The organism is Paenibacillus sp. AK121, from assembly GCF_019042715.1.
GTDB classification, from domain to species: domain Bacteria; phylum Bacillota; class Bacilli; order Paenibacillales; family Paenibacillaceae; genus Paenibacillus; species Paenibacillus polymyxa_C.
This window is the reverse complement of record NZ_JAHPJM010000001.1, coordinates 113,502-128,814: the sequence shown is the minus strand read 5'-3', so window position 1 is coordinate 128,814 and position 15,313 is coordinate 113,502. Positions and strand designations below refer to the sequence as shown.

The following is a 15,313-nucleotide window of genomic DNA, read 5'->3' as shown; positions in this document are numbered from 1 at the left end:
TCAGAATTTATTACCTACCTTTACATCCCAGCTCCGCGCCCAGCCTGCTCGCGAAGTATATAATTCAGCTCACGCTTGTCCACAACATAGGTACGGGCGATCAGATCGTGAAGAGCCTGTTTTCTAGCTGTAAAGCCTGCCATGATAAAACCGATCCACAAAATGATACTCGATACAATTTTACTCCAGTAGCGGGCACTCGCACGTCCAAAGCTCAGCTTTTGGTTAAATTCATCTACTACAACGATACCAAGAGCCAGCTTGCCCACCGTAGCTCTGCATTTGGACGATTCCATGATCGCAAAATACAGCCATGAAGCCCCCAAATTCATCAAAGTTTGTCCCAATAATTGCATGGTAAAAACAGCAGTCGGCCCGTTTGTCAGCATAGAGGTTTCTGCCGGAGATGGCACCCAATCTCCAATGGCCTGTATGATGATCCAGACCAGTCCGATTATCATAAATACAAATCCTAAAATAAGGCTGTCAATGATATAGGCTAAAGTTCGTTTCCAAAAACCTGCATACAGCATGTTATTCCCTCCAGGTGTTGTGTGCTTTTCTGATTTCTGCATTTGAATAATTCTTAATTTATTATTTCGTGCCGTCAAAGAAATCCAGCTCGGAGAGATCATTTTCGAAGGCAAAAAAGCGCTTGGGACCCAGATACAGCAATTCATCACGGCGGGTAATCGGTACTACATAAAAGCCCCAACGACTATCCCCGACAAAAACAAAATATTTCGTTTCCTCATTGCGGATGGAGTCCGTATCATCCTGCGGGATATCCCGACCGTACAGCTCTGCGATTTCCTCATACGGCATGGGTTCAAAAGCATCTGGCCGACTGCGGTACACATGGCGCTGACGCAGCTTACCCCCGTTGGCCGTCAGGAAGAATTCCACTTCGACCGCTTGAGACGGCCGGGAAATCGAACCGCGTACCCGGCTGCTTTCCAAACTCGCAATCAGCTCCTTCTCACGCCCCGTATGCGTCCATGCGCTGACCGTATACGGAATAGCTGGAATATGATTGGTAATGACAGGCTCAATGGTCCCCATTTTTTTAGCGTTCAGGTAACGGATAGCCCCGCGCAGACAGGCCATTTTCAACTCAGGTACCCGGCTTAGATCTTCTGCCTTTTGTCGGAACTCAATACTGCGCCCTGGCACAAATTCCTTAAGCGCTTCGCGGAACACGTCTATCCGGCAGGACTGCCCGGTCAGTTTGATAATCGAATAATCCTGCAAGCGCCCCTCCAAATAAAAATCATCCAGAAACTTGCGCACAATATTGTAGATATCTGCCTTAAGTAGCTGCTGTACTTCACGAATATTAAACACCACATCAGGCAAACCATATTCATCACGGAACCGTCCGTTCTCAATCACCGAAACCAGCCAACGATCCATTACGGCAATGTTCAGGTCACTTTCAGCAGATAATACCTGCTCGGATTCAAAGCGACTGCGCAAGATCCCTGTACGTAGAAAAAATTCCTTTTTCATATTTTCTGCCGCACTCCACAACAGATGAAAATTACTCAGTACCCGTTGATATTCATCCCGTGTAGCATGCTCATACCGTTTGAACGCGGTAGGCAAGATCGCCTCTGCGTCACGATAGCGTTCCTCCAGCCCTGCATATACAGCATCTACTCCAAACTCATCCACATGACGGTACAAATCTCCTGAAGGAATGCCGATCAGAGCATCAATATCGGTGTCAGGCAAACGAGTCTCGGCAGCATAATAACCTGCAAATACAATTTTCATAAACTGCATAATCCGGTACGTCAGATTGTTGCCGCCAAAGTTGGTATCCCCATTTTCATACGTTGTGTGAATATCCAGCTTGTAAGCAATACGTCCATCTTCTATCCGAAAGCGGCAGGAAGACAGATCTGTCGTGCCCCCACCACAATCAATGACAAGTGCCTGATACTCCTCACCGTCTGCAAAAGTTCCTCGTTCCATCTGGTCTGCCAACGTGTTGTATAGCACTGCCAGCCCTTCGTCCAGCGCATCCTCTGCTTCAATCCGGTAATCAGGCAAAATATCGCTAAACATCTCAATAAACTGGGGCTGCAGCTTGACAGGAGCAGAAAAGTGTAAATTGCGAAACCGACACTTAAATTGTTGCTCGGCTGTAGCAATCACATAACGGATAAACGCCGCTAAAATATCGCTGCGGGAAGCGGTTGCTGTATTCCCCTCAGAATCCATTAATTCTTCGATTCGCTTATAGTCATTGACCCAACGTTTAATCCCCCGTAATACCGTGGAACGGCTGCCTGCCACGTCGCTTCCACGTAGTGCCTCCTCCCCAAATGCATAAACGATATGCTCAGGATTAGAGCAGTCCGCGACGCGAATGGCGGTCGGCAACACTTCGATCCAGTCGCCTTCCGTACCTTCTGGGCCAGGGAATGATACATAATTGATGGCGTCCAGCCTTACCGTGCTGCTCATACCTGTATCAGGGGCCGTAACGTAGGAACTATCCAAATAAGCACCTGCCGTGGTGTTCGAGGTGCCAAAATCAATCGCCAGTACCGCATCGGTTGTTTCCGTGCCCCGAATGATCAGCTCTGCCACCGGGATTCGGTGACCTTGAAGTTTCAGCGGTAGCATCGGCTTATCTCCATAGTAGAGGTTATAAAAATATTCTGATTCCTGTCTTCGCAAAAACAGCAAGCTATAGCTATGATTGGATGTCTCTCGCAGTTCAGCATCGCGGTGACGAGAAAGATAATATACGCCTGTTCGTCCCTCGTCCTTCACCAAATTTAAAACACCACACAATTCCCCTGTCGCATTCACCAGCAGAACATTAGATGAGCTCAGCCAAGGCAAATCGGATTCGATCCGATAGTTGTCCATGCGACCTGTGCGCACACCCTGATACAGCGTGATTTTGGCGGGAACTCGGATACCACCGCTCTCCTGCCGGCGGTCGTTCCAGTTGCGCTGTAATGCCGATTGCATACGCTCAAAGCCGCCAGGATTGGGTCTGGTGATGAGTAGATGCTCCTCCGCACTTCGAAACCGCAAAATTACGCGAATCAATTCTTCACGTGCCAGACGATTCGCAAAGCCCTCGACCAGTCGCTCCTTATCACATATCCCACGCAACTGAAAGGTCGTCATTTGCTCCAATTCCGCCCGTGTATATTTGGTCGTGAAACGAGCGTTTTTTCGATCGGTGAGCGGGTCTAGCAACCTGTATGTATAGGGTCCGTTCATCGTTCACATGTCCTTTCTTAGCCATTTAGCTTTAATAGAGGGCGATAGCGTCAATTTTCATTGTAGGTTCTTCCTCCAAAATGCCGAAATGACTGGTCCAATACAATTCCGTCGTAAACCGTGCTGGAAGAAATAAATCGAGAATCAAATCGACTTTGATTCGTGAGAGCATCGTTTCCTCCTGACCAATATATATGAGCAGTTCGTCTTTTTCCTCACAGTTGGTGTAAATGATCGAGCGATGAAAGACGCGACGCATCGTTTGTTTTAGCAGATGTACGGCTTCCCCCGTCTCATACAGGCGCAGCAGGCCTTCAGCAATTGCGTCCTGTTCCTCACGGTTTAATTGTCCAAAGGCTTCCTTTACCTTCGGGCCAAAAATGCCATCCGCAATATCACGCTGAACAAACCGAATATGGTACTCTCGCCGATTCATTCCTTGATACAGATCGATCTCCGCCAGAAAATGCATCATAATATCAAATAGCGATTCTCTCAGCTCTAGATCCTCTGCTGCATCCGGTGGAAACAGATCCCGAAAAATAGAATAAAAGCGGTAGTACGGATTAATCTCCACTACCTGCTCCAAATGGGAAGTATTCAGCTCAGCCAAGCTAAGCTCCATATACGGAGAGTAGCTGACAGCGGGTACAAAACGGAATTTATCTACATCCAGCCCCTGTTTCCTTGCGCGCATGAGCAGATCCCAAACATAATTCACACCCATTCTCCTTCACACTTGTACTCTGGAAAATACATCTGTACTTCCGACACCAGAAAGCTCATTAAATCGGATAAAATGTAAGCAGGTGCAGTTGGCAAAACATCCTCGGAACCACGTCTGAACCCCAAACGCATGATCTGCTTGCCATCCTCTGTCCGTACATTATCGCTGACAAACGGATTTAGCGGATACGTCTGAGTTTTGGTTACAAGGTTGCTTATATCATTTCTCCCTGCACCTCCCCAGATGTCCACACGCTCTAGCTCCAGCCCCTGTGCCGCTTCAAACGAATTGACGATGCGCGTGATCTCTGCTTTGGCCCGGACAATCACGGCCTGTTTCCCTGCATAGCGACCCAAAAAGCTGTCCTGCCGCCGATTGGACAATACCGGATAGGTCTGACGACTAAGCTTGGTTGTAGCTGGTTTCGTAACCTTCAACACATTCCACTCGCCAGATTTATCACGTGGTGTGACAATCGTCAGTTCCTCTTCTGTCCGCTTGATATAGCGGATATCGCTTTCAGTCCCGTCAATCAGGTAACCATGCTCTGGTCCTGTTTTACGCAAAGGCAGCACATGCTCATAGTTCACACGATCCATAGCTGGTATAGGAAAACCGCTGTTCTTTAGAGCTAGTCTTTCAATGTTCCACAGCGGAAAAACATTGGCTTTCTTAAAAATGTCGTATTCCTCCAACGAAATCGTGATTTCATGGGTTTCTTCATGAGCGGCCGGCTCGCCGTCTCCACCAATCAATACACAGTCCACAAATTTATAAGCGTACGGGTGATTAATCGTTTTCCACGGCATACCATTTTGCATAAACGTATGATACAACTGCTCAATCTCCAAAATATAAGAACGGTTATGCTCCAAACGAAAACGAATCGGATAGTTTCCGGTTTCCGTGACCAGCATTCCTGAGAAAATTCGCTTGCTGCGTACCAGTGCCGAGATTCGTTCGGTCTCCATTTCGAGAAAAAGCGTAAACAGCGGCATCTCCCCGCCTTCGCCCACCACCTCTGCCACACGGCTGATGTCTACCTGTTTTTCTTCTGCATCGGAGGGCAACACAGGATATAAAAATTCATGAATCGGGTCATAGTCCTCACGTGAGGTCAATGACACATACACATCAAACTTTTCTTCCGTATTCTCAATTTCCTCAAATACCCGCCGTTCTAGCTGGCGGGTCATTTCTTCCTGATATTCGACGAGGTTCATAAATACCCCCGCCATCATATTTTTCAGTAAACGTCTCTGCTCTAAATCGTCCATCTTGCTCAAACGATCCTGTACCAGCTCTTTCACGGCGTCTCACTCCTTTCCAGCTCCAGCATTCAATGAACATTAAAAACTTATTTCCCGTTCGCAGCAGCCTGATCTAAGCTCTCTGAATTAGACGCCCCGGCTGCTTTAGAAGCAGAATCAGCAGTTCCTTGCTCTTTGCTGGTGTCCGCCTTGATCGAAGCGGCATTGCCATCCCCCGTACCACTGCTCTTTGCAGCCGGAGAGGCTTCCTTCTTCGCGGACGTAGTGCCCGTTGAAGCCGTCGGCGCAACCTTCGTTTGCAATGCTGTGGCAGAGGTTGCCCTAGCAGAAGATGAAGCTTCACTCGCTGCGTCCCCGGTATCTGTGTCATTCATCGCTCCGTCAGACAATCCCAATCCAGCAGGAAGCTGACCATTTTGCTGCTGCTCTGCGCTCTGCTTTTCCTCCGCCTTGGCTATGCTCCGCTCCATTGCCAGAACGCTTTCGAGCTTATCAATCTCCTGATAAATCTCCTGGGCCCCGCTATAGGCATCAATGGCTCCTTCATAGTCGAGATCCTTCATCAGCCGATCCCCTTTGGCCTGAAGCTTGCCAGCTTGAATCTCCTTGAGCTGCTGCTGGATGGATGTTAATTTGTCATTGGTCTCGGTTATTTTCTTTTCCAGCTCTTTTTGCGCGGACGTATAACCAGATTCCATCGCTGCCTTGTTTGCTTTTTTGTACAGCTTAAGCGCATTGGTATAATCGCCACCCTGGAATTTTAAATCTCCGTCCTTCATCCAGCTCGCTGTCTCAGCATAGTTGTCCAGTTGGTCGATTTTATGCTCAATGTCCTTCACATTAAACGGTGGATATAGCCCGGCACTTTTCCGTGCCTTCTCGTAGCTGGCTTCAGCTTTGGTAAAATCGGCCTTTTCCACATAGCCGTCTCCGTCGACCATCAACTGAGATACTTTCTGCTCTGCCGTGTACAACCGCTTGTGAATTTTATCATTAATCTTAACTGCCGCGTTTTTCGCTTCACTGTAGGATTTGAGCGCTTTTGCATAATCTCCTGCTCTTGCATAATCATCCGCGGCCTGAGCCGATTCGATCATCGTTTCCAGCGCAGCCGCTTTGTTCGCAGCCATACGCGCCAGCGTAATCCACGCTCCCCCGCCCACGATTACAAAGGCGAGCAACGCAATCAAGATCCGTTTGATCAGCTTACGACGGTTTTTAGGTTTTTCCTGAAAAACTTTGTTTACATAAATGGCGGCAGCCGTGTAATTATTCACCGTCCGGCGCTGTTTGCTCAGCAGAACCTCTTCCAACGTATCCGTCAGCATACCCGGGTCCTTCGCTTCCTCCAGCGCACCCAGCATTTCCGCCAGTTCAACATCCTCCCACATCCCAGATGTAGCGAGCAGCATGACATCTCCATCTGCAAGCTGTGTCTTTTTGGCGAAATGGGCATGAACCCCATTCGGATTTCCGAGGTATTCCAGCAGATTGCCCCGTTCCTCGTGTGTACTGGTCGCTTCGTCTGGAATACGTCCATCATCCGCCAATGACTGAGCCAGGCTGTGATCCTTACTGCGAAAATTAAGCCTTCCATTGCGAAAATGATACAGCCGCACATTACCGCACGAAACGTACACCATTTTGTTATAGTTGGTCACTACCATCAGTAGACTGGCCTTGAGCCGGACACGACGGCTTTCAAATTGCAGCCATTCCTGCGCTTCACGCAGATCTCTCATCAAGCGCCGCTTGGACATGGAAGGTTTCTCCATGAAGTTTTCCAGCACCGTTTTGACAACCATTTCTGCGCTGCGCAGCTCCTGATCTGAATCCAGACCATCTGCGAGGACATAACAGGCCATGTCGTCCGTCTCCATGAATGCAAAATAGTCCCGGTTGTCTATGTAAGAGCCCGCTTCCGACACAAAGGCGGTACTAAAATCGCTGTTGTCCTTGCGCATCGCTACCCCCGTCTTTCTTGTTTCATCCTATCGCCAAAATAAGCACTGTCGCATTATCCTGACTTTTAAACCCTTTATCGTTGATGGTGTTGATCATGGCATCCGCCATTTCCTGCGGAGTTGCGCCCTTGCGCATGATCTCTTCCTGCTCAATCTCCGTCAGCGCCTCCTGAATGCCATCACTGCACAGCAGCACATAATCACCCGAATACAGACGAATCGGTGCATTCCCCAGTTCCATGCTCTCAAAGCCTTCATAGCCCAAGTAGTTGACCAGTTGATTGCGTACAGGACTCGTTTTAGCTTCCTCCGAGGTCATTTGTCCAGCAAGCACTCGTTCCTCCAGCAGTGTTTCCGCTGTATGCTTGGAATTGACTGTCTGAAAGTGACCATTGCGGTAAATTGTAATCAAGCTGTCGCCCACCGCTCCGTAATACAGCTGATAGCCGCACACAATGACCGCCGCGAGCGTCGTTCCCCCGCCCTGCCCATTCAAATTTTGCAAAATACCGCGATTGCTTTGGGTTGCGGCCTCTGCAAAATATCCGTTCAAATTCGTTGCATCTTCTAACTTGGCAAATGCCTTCGTAAAAGTCGTCACAGCCAAGGTACTGGACATGCGCCCATTGGCCAGCCCACTGATCCCGTCTGCAACAACCGCCAGCGTACCGACAGGGGTGGTCATACTGGAGAAATAATCATCCTGCTCGCTCCGGCTCCCGATCGTTTGACCATTTCCAATCTCAATTCCACTCACGGTACGGCTGCCGGTACTTCGCGTCAGTCGTATACGGATGATGAGAAGAACAGCGAATAGCACCGCAGCTCCACATACAACAAAATAAGGCTGCATATCGTTACCTCCCTGCACCATTGCCCACTTCCGTTCTAATTTTCGTTATCCCACTCGAAATGAGCGCCGCACAGCGGAATAAAGATAAATTTGCTGCGCCCGAGCTGAATCACGTCATAAGCAGCCAGCTCCACTGGTGAATATACCGCCTCGTTATTGTGATACGCCAAGCCTGACGAATCGCCTGGCAGCAAGTAAAAGTTGCGTTTCTTCGGATCATACACAATGACCGCATGATTTCTGCGGGAAATCGTGTTGTCTCCGATAATACGGACATGCATTTCCTCTGCGCGCCCGATAAAGTTTTTTTCTGCCATAATGCGATAGTCCTGACCCACCTGTGCTCCTTCGATACATACCAGCCACCCGGTTACCGGGTGAATCCCTACCGTCTCGCCTAAATACGGCATGGTTTTGTCATCGTCTCCCGCAACGTTTGTTTTCGCTGCTGGTTCCGCGCTCTTGGGTGCGGCTATATTTACTACCGAATTACAATAAGGACACGTATTTCCGTGCTTTCGTGTACTGAACATGTGTCCGTTCGGGCATCTTGTCAAACTCATAGTCGGTTCCTTCCCCCATTGTCTTGATTGTCTTTACAGCGATCTACGTGTTGTGCAATTTCTTCTATTTAACGAGCAGCCTGGTATTGGCAATATATAATAAGTCGCCTGAGTAAATTCGGTAAGGCTCGCCACTTTCCAGCTTTTTGGTGACACTTTCGTTCGCAGACCGTAGCCCGGTACCGTTGCCGGAATCCACATCCTCCACAAACCAGTCGCTGTTTACCCGGTTGAGTACCGCATGCTCCACACTTACCAAGGAAGCATAATCTGTACCTGCTAAATCAATATCTGCCTCAGAGCGTGATGTCGTTTTGCCGATTAACAATGATGTTTCGCTTTCGATGTACCATTCTTTAACGGACTCACCCTCTTCATCAATCAACACCAGCTTGGTAATCCGTTTACGCTCTGCCTTTGGCTTGGGCACAGGTACCACGGACACCAGATTGCGCAGTATGTATACAAGCACGCTAATCCCAATACCTATCGCGACCACAGTCTTCAAACCGCTGTAGCCTGTACGATTAAACACATAAAAGGCGATCGCCAGCATCAGCCCGAACATGGCAACATCTATGATGAAAACCCATCTGCTCTGCGCCGTTTTCACTGCTTGCTTCCCCCGTTTCTTCCTGAAATCATCACTTTTTACGAATACCAAAAAATTGGTTGAACATGGCTGAGGTATCCGTCGGATCACCGGATTTTTTCGTTTTTTTCCCTGGTGAGCCCTCCTTCGTTTTCGGATGAAAGCCGAAAAATTGCTCAAAATCAGTGCCTATGTCAGCCGGATTGAATCCTTTAGCTGTCCTACGCGTACCGCCTGAAGGTGCTGCCCCTCTCGCTTTTTCTTGCTGTTCTCTACTAGTTCCCGTAGCTTTTCGGATGAGCTCAGCATCGTATGCCTGCCGCAATGCTTCGTCACGCAAGGTATTGTAAGCCTCGTGAATCAGCTTGAACTTGCGCGTTGCTTCCTCGCTTCCCTGGTTGGTATCAGGATGATACTTTTTGGCCAGTTTACGGTAAGCTTGCTTAATCTCTGCCTCCGAAGCATCCCGGCTGACACCGAGCAGCTCATAGTAGTTGGTCATTGTCTGATGTTCCCCTCTCCGAAAAAAATAAATATTAAGAGACCCGTAGGCCTCTTAATATTTATCCACCCTTCACGTATGCGCCGGGTGAGTGTGTGTTTAAGCTGCGCTTAACGTTAAGACGTTAAGCTTAAACCGGATATCCGCCGTCGATAGTAGCCAACTCGGTTTTGTCTTTCTTTTGTTTGATGTAGAGTGTAAACGCACCTACACCTTCTGTGTCACCGAAGTGCTCGTTGTAGTCTACAACGAAAGCATTCGGGAAGTAGATTTTACGCACCACTTGATCGGCTGCGATAACTTCCAGTGTTACTTTACGGTAGCTGTCTGCTTTTTCAGCAGGAACCAGAGACCACAAAGCCAGTTTCAACGTGTCATCCGCGCTGTCACCATCTACTGCTGTGATGATTTTACCGCTGATGCGCAGCGTGGAGCCTACGTCAGTGGAGCGTGCATTGGAATCGTCCGGTGTATCGGTGTCATAAATAACCGTTTGGATGTTATCCAAGCCCAGCTCAATTGTTTCTTGTCCTTCTACTTTCAATCTGAATCCCATGTGTGTTGCCTCCTTGATAATAGGTAAAATGATGGCGGAAGAAGCAGTGCTTCTCCGCGATTTATGTATAAAGGCGGTTCTGGATAGAAACGCCTCTAACATCTTTCGTAGTGCTCGGATCATGATTTGACCGAGCTGGTTCCCTTAGTGATCATGACTTCCAGGTTCTTCACATTACCATTGAAGACCAGATCGATATGGCACATATTGCTTTTCTCATCAATAATGAAGCTCATATCGTCTCCGTCCTGAATGATCGAGTTCACAGATCCTCTGCTGCTCAGCCACTTGCTCTTCTGACTGCTCGGATTGTTACTAAAGAAGCGGACGATATTTTCGTGCTTGAAGTCTCCTGTTTGGTAGCGCAAAATACGTTCAATGTACGTGCTGACCAGCGTTTTGTAGATGGAGTCAAAGCCGTCCTCGGACATCGCCATGCTTCTTGCCTTGTAGACAGTAATCCGGCGGATATCCTTATCCTGAATCTGAGCATTCTCGGACGAGAATACAAAGCCAAAGTTTTTACGGTTGATGGCATCCTTGATCGTGTTGGTGAACCCAGTGATTTCCTTGGCCATCGTCGTCACTGTGCGCAGACTGTTGTCCCCAGCTTCAATGTCGAAGCGTACACCAGGGAAGTTTTTATTGACCGTTTTGAACGTCTCACGCAGGTATTCAGGACATTGATAAGAAGCGACCAAGCCAGCAGCCACATAGGCAGCGCCTACATATACGCCCTCGATCCACAGCTTGAGAATATCTTCTTTTTCCTTGGAAAGTTGCACACCGTCTTCGGTCTGTAGCATTTTGCTATCAATAATGACACCCGATTTATCCTTCGGAATAATGGTAAAGTTCGGTACACAAGGAATCGCAAATTCGCTATATTCTCTGCGCACAAGACTGGCGCATTTATCGACATATTTGTCGATGCCTGCTGTCGCCATACTGTTGAAGGTCGTCTCTTCACCGGATTCAAAGTTAAAGAACATTTGAATTTTGTAATCCTTCACGACTTGCAGCAGCATCGAGAGCGATTCCATTGAATTTCCGCCCTGCTTTACGACCTTCTCGTTGCCCTTAAAGCGTTCACGAGACACCTTCACCTTACCAGCTGCTTCCAGCTCAATAGATGGAACGATCCCGAACCAGATGGTGTCGCTGAATTCATTTTTGGCATTTACGGTATTCAGGTACGTTTCCAGACGTGGAATATTGCTGCTTTTCACCAGCATGTCCAGCTTGTTATTCGCCACCAGCATTGTCGGCAGCATTCCTTTGCTCTTCGTCGCATATTGGTCGAAGAACATTTTGACACCGAGGATTTTTTCTACCAGCGGCTTAACCGCCTTTACGAAATCATCCTTGGCATTTTTATAGAACTCCAGATACGTGTTGTAGTTCTGAACTTCAACCGCTGTGTCAACCTTGGTCTGAACAGCTGGAAGTGGCACAAACGTGCGAACCACCAAGTCCTTCACATAGTCAGAAGGCGTATCTGTGATAGAGTTATAATCTTCTTCGAATACTTGGGAGAGATCGCCAGTGCTGTTCTCATCCAACAGCATCAGCTCAGTACTTTCGCTCTTCGGCGCTTCAATAATTTTCAGTTCGCCGCTTTCCCCAATGGAGAGCATACCCACCTGGATCAACTCACCGGCGTTTTCCTCTTGGGCGCCACCGAGCAGAAGACGGGTTTTGATGTCCTCAATTGCCAGCGGCAGCATAGCCATAACGTTGTTATAGTTCTGGCTCGCTTCCTCGAACATGGCATTCAGCTTGTCACCCATGTCGAGTTTCTTCGGATCGCCATCATCCAGCTTGTCGTATTCACCGTACATATAGTGAATTTCTTTGCGGACTTGACGAATATCGTCCATAACCTTTTTCGGTGAAATCATATCCAGCAGATTTTCAAATTTGAAATCTACATTGGTGATTCCTTGACTACGCTTAGTATCAATGAGCGTAAACAACATTTTCAGAAAATCATTACTTTGATTGATACGAATTTCAGAAATGCTATCCTCATCAATTCCCTCAGGCTTTTTAAGGGTGTAGACGACCTTTTGATTGGCCGCGTTAAAAAATGAATATACGGTCGGTGAAAACTTATCCAAAAATTCGTCAAAGCTACGCACCAGAAGGTGCTGATTAATTTCCTTGATCTTCTCATCGCTCAAGCTGTCGATACCCTTCACATCACCTACAATGGTGATCAGATCCAGCTTTTCCGGGTTAATCTCTTCAAAAAGCATTGTCCGGTTGGTTTGATAAATGATTTCCATCGTTGTCGGCAAATGAATAAAGTATGAGTTATAGGTCCATTGCTCCATATACGGACACGGGATGTCCAATTTGAAACGGACGAATATTCATTTTTAGTTCATTTGCCTCCTCCCCCCTACTTAACATTTAAATTCGTCAAAGGATTGAGCATATACCACATTTACGGTACAGGCATATAACCTCGAAAATCGGTCCGAAGCGCTATTCGGCTTTTAACGGCAAGGCATTCAAATGAGAGAAAATTCAAAATCAAAAGTCATATAACACAGAAATTTCAAATTTATGATTTCGTATTCCTAACTTCAATCCCAATTTTTGCCGTTGATACGAGAGCTATCATACAAAGCACTCTTTAGTTTTGTCAATTTCTGTAGTCTCAGATTGAAACAGGGCATTTTGACTCATTTTATGCGTAAGTATGTAATTTTTATGATATGTTAGACCTGTTTCTTCAGGGAAATATTCACAAATGGAATCCAATGACCGATAGAAGTTCAATTGGATATTTCTGAGAAGCGTAAAAGTATCAAATTCATGGCTAATGTGAGGTTTTTCAGCTGTTTTGATCCTTTATCCCTTATATCCCAAGGATTAGGAGAGTTGGTACGCCCACATTGGTCTCGCCGATGGAGGAGCTTATGTTCAGAATAAGGAAACTAGGAATTATCACTTTCATGACTTTTGTACTATTTTTTCAAACGGGCTTAAACGGGGTCATTTGCACTGTAAATCAGGCTAATGCAGCATCTTTGAGGACTACTCCACTCGAGGGTTACGATGCTGTTTTTGTACTGGATACCAGCTATTCCATGAGAGACACGGATCCCGAGGGTATTGCCGCCGAAGTCATCAGTATGTTTATGGACTTGAGTGATGCAGACCGTACACGTGTGGGTTTCGTCGCCTACAACCATCACGTTGTCGCCTCAAAACCACTGACTTCGATTGGCGTGGCAGCGCAAAAATCGCAAATCCAGCAGGAAATCAGAATGTTGAACCGTTCTGGCTATACAGATTTGGGACTTGGACTGCGTAAAGGCTCAGAACTGCTAGCCGCAGGAGCATCCCAAGGGCGTCAGCCTTTTATGATTTTATTGTCAGATGGAGAGACTGATTTTGGTGCCTCTTCTGGTTCTCGGTCCAAGGGTGACTCGAATAACGATGTATCCTCTGTCATCAAATCTGCACAGACCAAGGGATACCCGGTGTATACGATTGGTCTGAATCATGATGGCACGGTAAACCGGCAAGAACTCGAACGGATCGCTTCTCAAACGGGAGGAGCTTCTTTTATTACCAGTAGTGCTGAGGATCTGCCCGAAATTCTGAACCGTATTTTTGCCAGTCAAATTCGCTCCAAGCTCGTTCCAGTTGCTGCAATTACAACCACTGGCGAGATGCAAGAATTAACGGTGACTCTACCGGACTCTAGTATGGAGGAAGCCAATCTGGTGCTTTTGTCGGAGCATCCCCTGCTGGAAACCCAGCTATACTCCAATTCAGAAAATGTCCGCAGGTACAAGTCGAGCCGATATGCAATTTTGAAAATTGAGCATCCACAAGCAGGTAAAGTGAAGTTGAAATTACGGGGCATACGCGGAGATTTGGTTAAAATCAATCTACTTGGCAGCTACCGACTGGAAGCTGAAGCTACTACAGGGGGAACGCAAACAACAGCAACTCATGGCGACAAGCCTATGCAATTGCTGAAGGGACAAGCGACACCATTTCAAGCTCAGCTCGTGTTACCGGATGGCCAAAAGCTTACAGATGAAGCTGTATACACATCTCTCCAAGCCCATATTATAGTTACCCCTGTAAAGGGCGGTACAGCTAAAAAGGTGCCTATGACCTATAAGTCAGGAGCCTTTCATACCGAATATGCGTTCCCCCAAACGGGTGATTATACATGGCAGCTATCTCTGGATAGTCCGCAGTGGTACCGTAAGGGAATTGTACATAAGGTTCACGCCACCAATGCAGCACCACAAGTTTTAAAAGACCTGACGATTCGCCTGGTTAAAGAAGACGGTGATTCCCGTCGAAGTTTATCGGACTTTATTGTTGATCCCAATCATGACAAGCTGAACTTTAAGCTGGATTCAGGAGCTTCTGACGATACGATTAATGCCGAGATTAACGGTAATGATCTGCTGCTATCCGAGCTTCACACAGGTGACACGAAGCTAAAGATTACCGCTACCGATCCAGAAGGTGCATCCAGCAGCGCAACACTGACCGTTTCAGTCCAATCCCGGTATACAGCCATTAAATGGACAGTAGCCATCAGTATTGTGATAGCTGCTCTTCTGTATTGGTTCTTGCGACCGAAGCCTCAGTTTGCTGGAAGAATCGAAGGATATTTTCTCGCTACAGCGAGTGGGCAGGAGATTCCGGTAAAATCTTGGCCGCTTACCTCCTTTCCAGGTCATAAGGTCAGCTTGCAGGAGTTATTCCGTACGCTTGACGTTCACGAACCGTTACCAGAAGCGGAACGAATCCTATTTTCCGCAGGTAAAAAAGGGACTCTGATCGTGAAACATGATACACGCTGCGCCCTGCAGCATGGAAAAGTCAGATTGACCCGCAACAAAAAAGCGGTCATGGCGTATGGTGACAAACTGTATATCACATTTGAGGATGGTGTCACTGAAATTGAGCTGCGCTATAAAGCGATTAAGCCGAATACTTCAGTCTACACCGACCATATCCAAGCTCCAACAGGATAACATCGTCGGAATAAAAAAAGA

Annotated in this window: 12 protein-coding genes; 1 reads left to right on the top strand and 11 read right to left on the bottom strand. The window is 47.4% G+C overall.

Features of this window, described 5'->3' with window-relative positions:
* Positions 1-20 precede the first annotated feature (20 nt).
* From KSP24_RS00530 to KSP24_RS00480, 11 genes are all read right to left on the bottom strand, one after another.
* Positions 21-533 carry an RDD family protein gene (locus KSP24_RS00530; RefSeq protein WP_040103103.1) on the bottom strand — a complete coding sequence of 171 codons (513 nt, stop codon included), beginning with the start codon at positions 531-533 and terminating at the stop codon, positions 21-23.
* Positions 534-594: 61 nt separating this feature from the next.
* Entirely contained in the window at positions 595-3,246 is a 2,652-nt protein-coding gene (locus KSP24_RS00525) for an Hsp70 family protein (RefSeq protein ID WP_216974195.1), read from the bottom strand.
* Positions 3,247-3,277: 31 nt separating this feature from the next.
* Positions 3,278-3,967 (bottom strand): iron-dependent peroxidase, encoded by a 690-nt coding sequence (locus tag KSP24_RS00520; protein WP_081275878.1) that lies wholly within the window; start codon positions 3,965-3,967, stop codon positions 3,278-3,280.
* Complete coding sequence (locus KSP24_RS00515; protein WP_216974194.1) at positions 3,964-5,283, bottom strand: normocyte-binding protein; 1,320 nt, start codon at positions 5,281-5,283, stop codon at positions 3,964-3,966. Before KSP24_RS00515 ends, KSP24_RS00520 begins: the two co-directional genes overlap by 4 nt.
* A gap of 47 nt (positions 5,284-5,330) precedes the next feature.
* The gene (locus KSP24_RS00510; RefSeq protein WP_064961863.1) at positions 5,331-7,208 is read right to left on the bottom strand and encodes a PP2C family protein-serine/threonine phosphatase; all 1,878 of its coding nucleotides are present in this window, start codon (positions 7,206-7,208) and stop codon (positions 5,331-5,333) included.
* 22 nt (positions 7,209-7,230) lie between these two features.
* Complete coding sequence (locus KSP24_RS00505) at positions 7,231-8,061, bottom strand: PP2C family protein-serine/threonine phosphatase (protein WP_064961864.1); 831 nt, start codon at positions 8,059-8,061, stop codon at positions 7,231-7,233.
* 35 nt (positions 8,062-8,096) lie between these two features.
* A complete protein-coding gene (locus tag KSP24_RS00500) occupies positions 8,097-8,624 on the bottom strand; it encodes an FHA domain-containing protein (protein ID WP_025365579.1) in 528 nt (175 codons plus the stop codon).
* A 64-nt stretch (positions 8,625-8,688) separates the two neighbouring features.
* Complete coding sequence (locus KSP24_RS00495) at positions 8,689-9,237, bottom strand: FHA domain-containing protein (RefSeq protein ID WP_017426755.1); 549 nt, start codon at positions 9,235-9,237, stop codon at positions 8,689-8,691.
* Between the two features lie 31 nt (positions 9,238-9,268).
* Positions 9,269-9,718 carry a J domain-containing protein gene (locus KSP24_RS00490; RefSeq protein ID WP_216974193.1) on the bottom strand — a complete coding sequence of 150 codons (450 nt, stop codon included), beginning with the start codon at positions 9,716-9,718 and terminating at the stop codon, positions 9,269-9,271.
* 130 nt (positions 9,719-9,848) lie between these two features.
* A complete protein-coding gene (locus KSP24_RS00485) occupies positions 9,849-10,274 on the bottom strand; it encodes a hypothetical protein (RefSeq protein WP_007431573.1) in 426 nt (141 codons plus the stop codon).
* Positions 10,275-10,393: 119 nt separating this feature from the next.
* Positions 10,394-12,610 (bottom strand): hypothetical protein, encoded by a 2,217-nt coding sequence (locus KSP24_RS00480; protein WP_025676112.1) that lies wholly within the window; start codon positions 12,608-12,610, stop codon positions 10,394-10,396.
* 591 nt (positions 12,611-13,201) lie between these two features.
* Between KSP24_RS00480 and KSP24_RS00475 the strand changes: the two genes are divergently transcribed.
* Positions 13,202-15,292, top strand: coding sequence for a vWA domain-containing protein (locus tag KSP24_RS00475; RefSeq protein WP_254207535.1), 2,091 nt, complete (start codon positions 13,202-13,204; stop codon positions 15,290-15,292).
* Positions 15,293-15,313 lie beyond the last annotated feature (21 nt).

Coding starts and splice junctions, on each gene's coding strand:
- KSP24_RS00500 (WP_025365579.1), bottom strand. CDS start 8,624: ATGAGTTTGACAAGATGCCCGAACGGACACATGTTCAGTACACGAAAG.
- KSP24_RS00490 (WP_216974193.1), bottom strand. CDS start 9,718: ATGACCAACTACTATGAGCTGCTCGGTGTCAGCCGGGATGCTTCGGAG.
- KSP24_RS00510 (WP_064961863.1), bottom strand. CDS start 7,208: ATGCGCAAGGACAACAGCGATTTTAGTACCGCCTTTGTGTCGGAAGCG.
- KSP24_RS00475 (WP_254207535.1), top strand. CDS start 13,202: ATGTTCAGAATAAGGAAACTAGGAATTATCACTTTCATGACTTTTGTA.
- KSP24_RS00485 (WP_007431573.1), bottom strand. CDS start 10,274: ATGGGATTCAGATTGAAAGTAGAAGGACAAGAAACAATTGAGCTGGGC.
- KSP24_RS00480 (WP_025676112.1), bottom strand. CDS start 12,610: ATGGAGCAATGGACCTATAACTCATACTTTATTCATTTGCCGACAACG.
- KSP24_RS00505 (WP_064961864.1), bottom strand. CDS start 8,061: ATGCAGCCTTATTTTGTTGTATGTGGAGCTGCGGTGCTATTCGCTGTT.
- KSP24_RS00525 (WP_216974195.1), bottom strand. CDS start 3,246: ATGAACGGACCCTATACATACAGGTTGCTAGACCCGCTCACCGATCGA.
- KSP24_RS00530 (WP_040103103.1), bottom strand. CDS start 533: ATGCTGTATGCAGGTTTTTGGAAACGAACTTTAGCCTATATCATTGAC.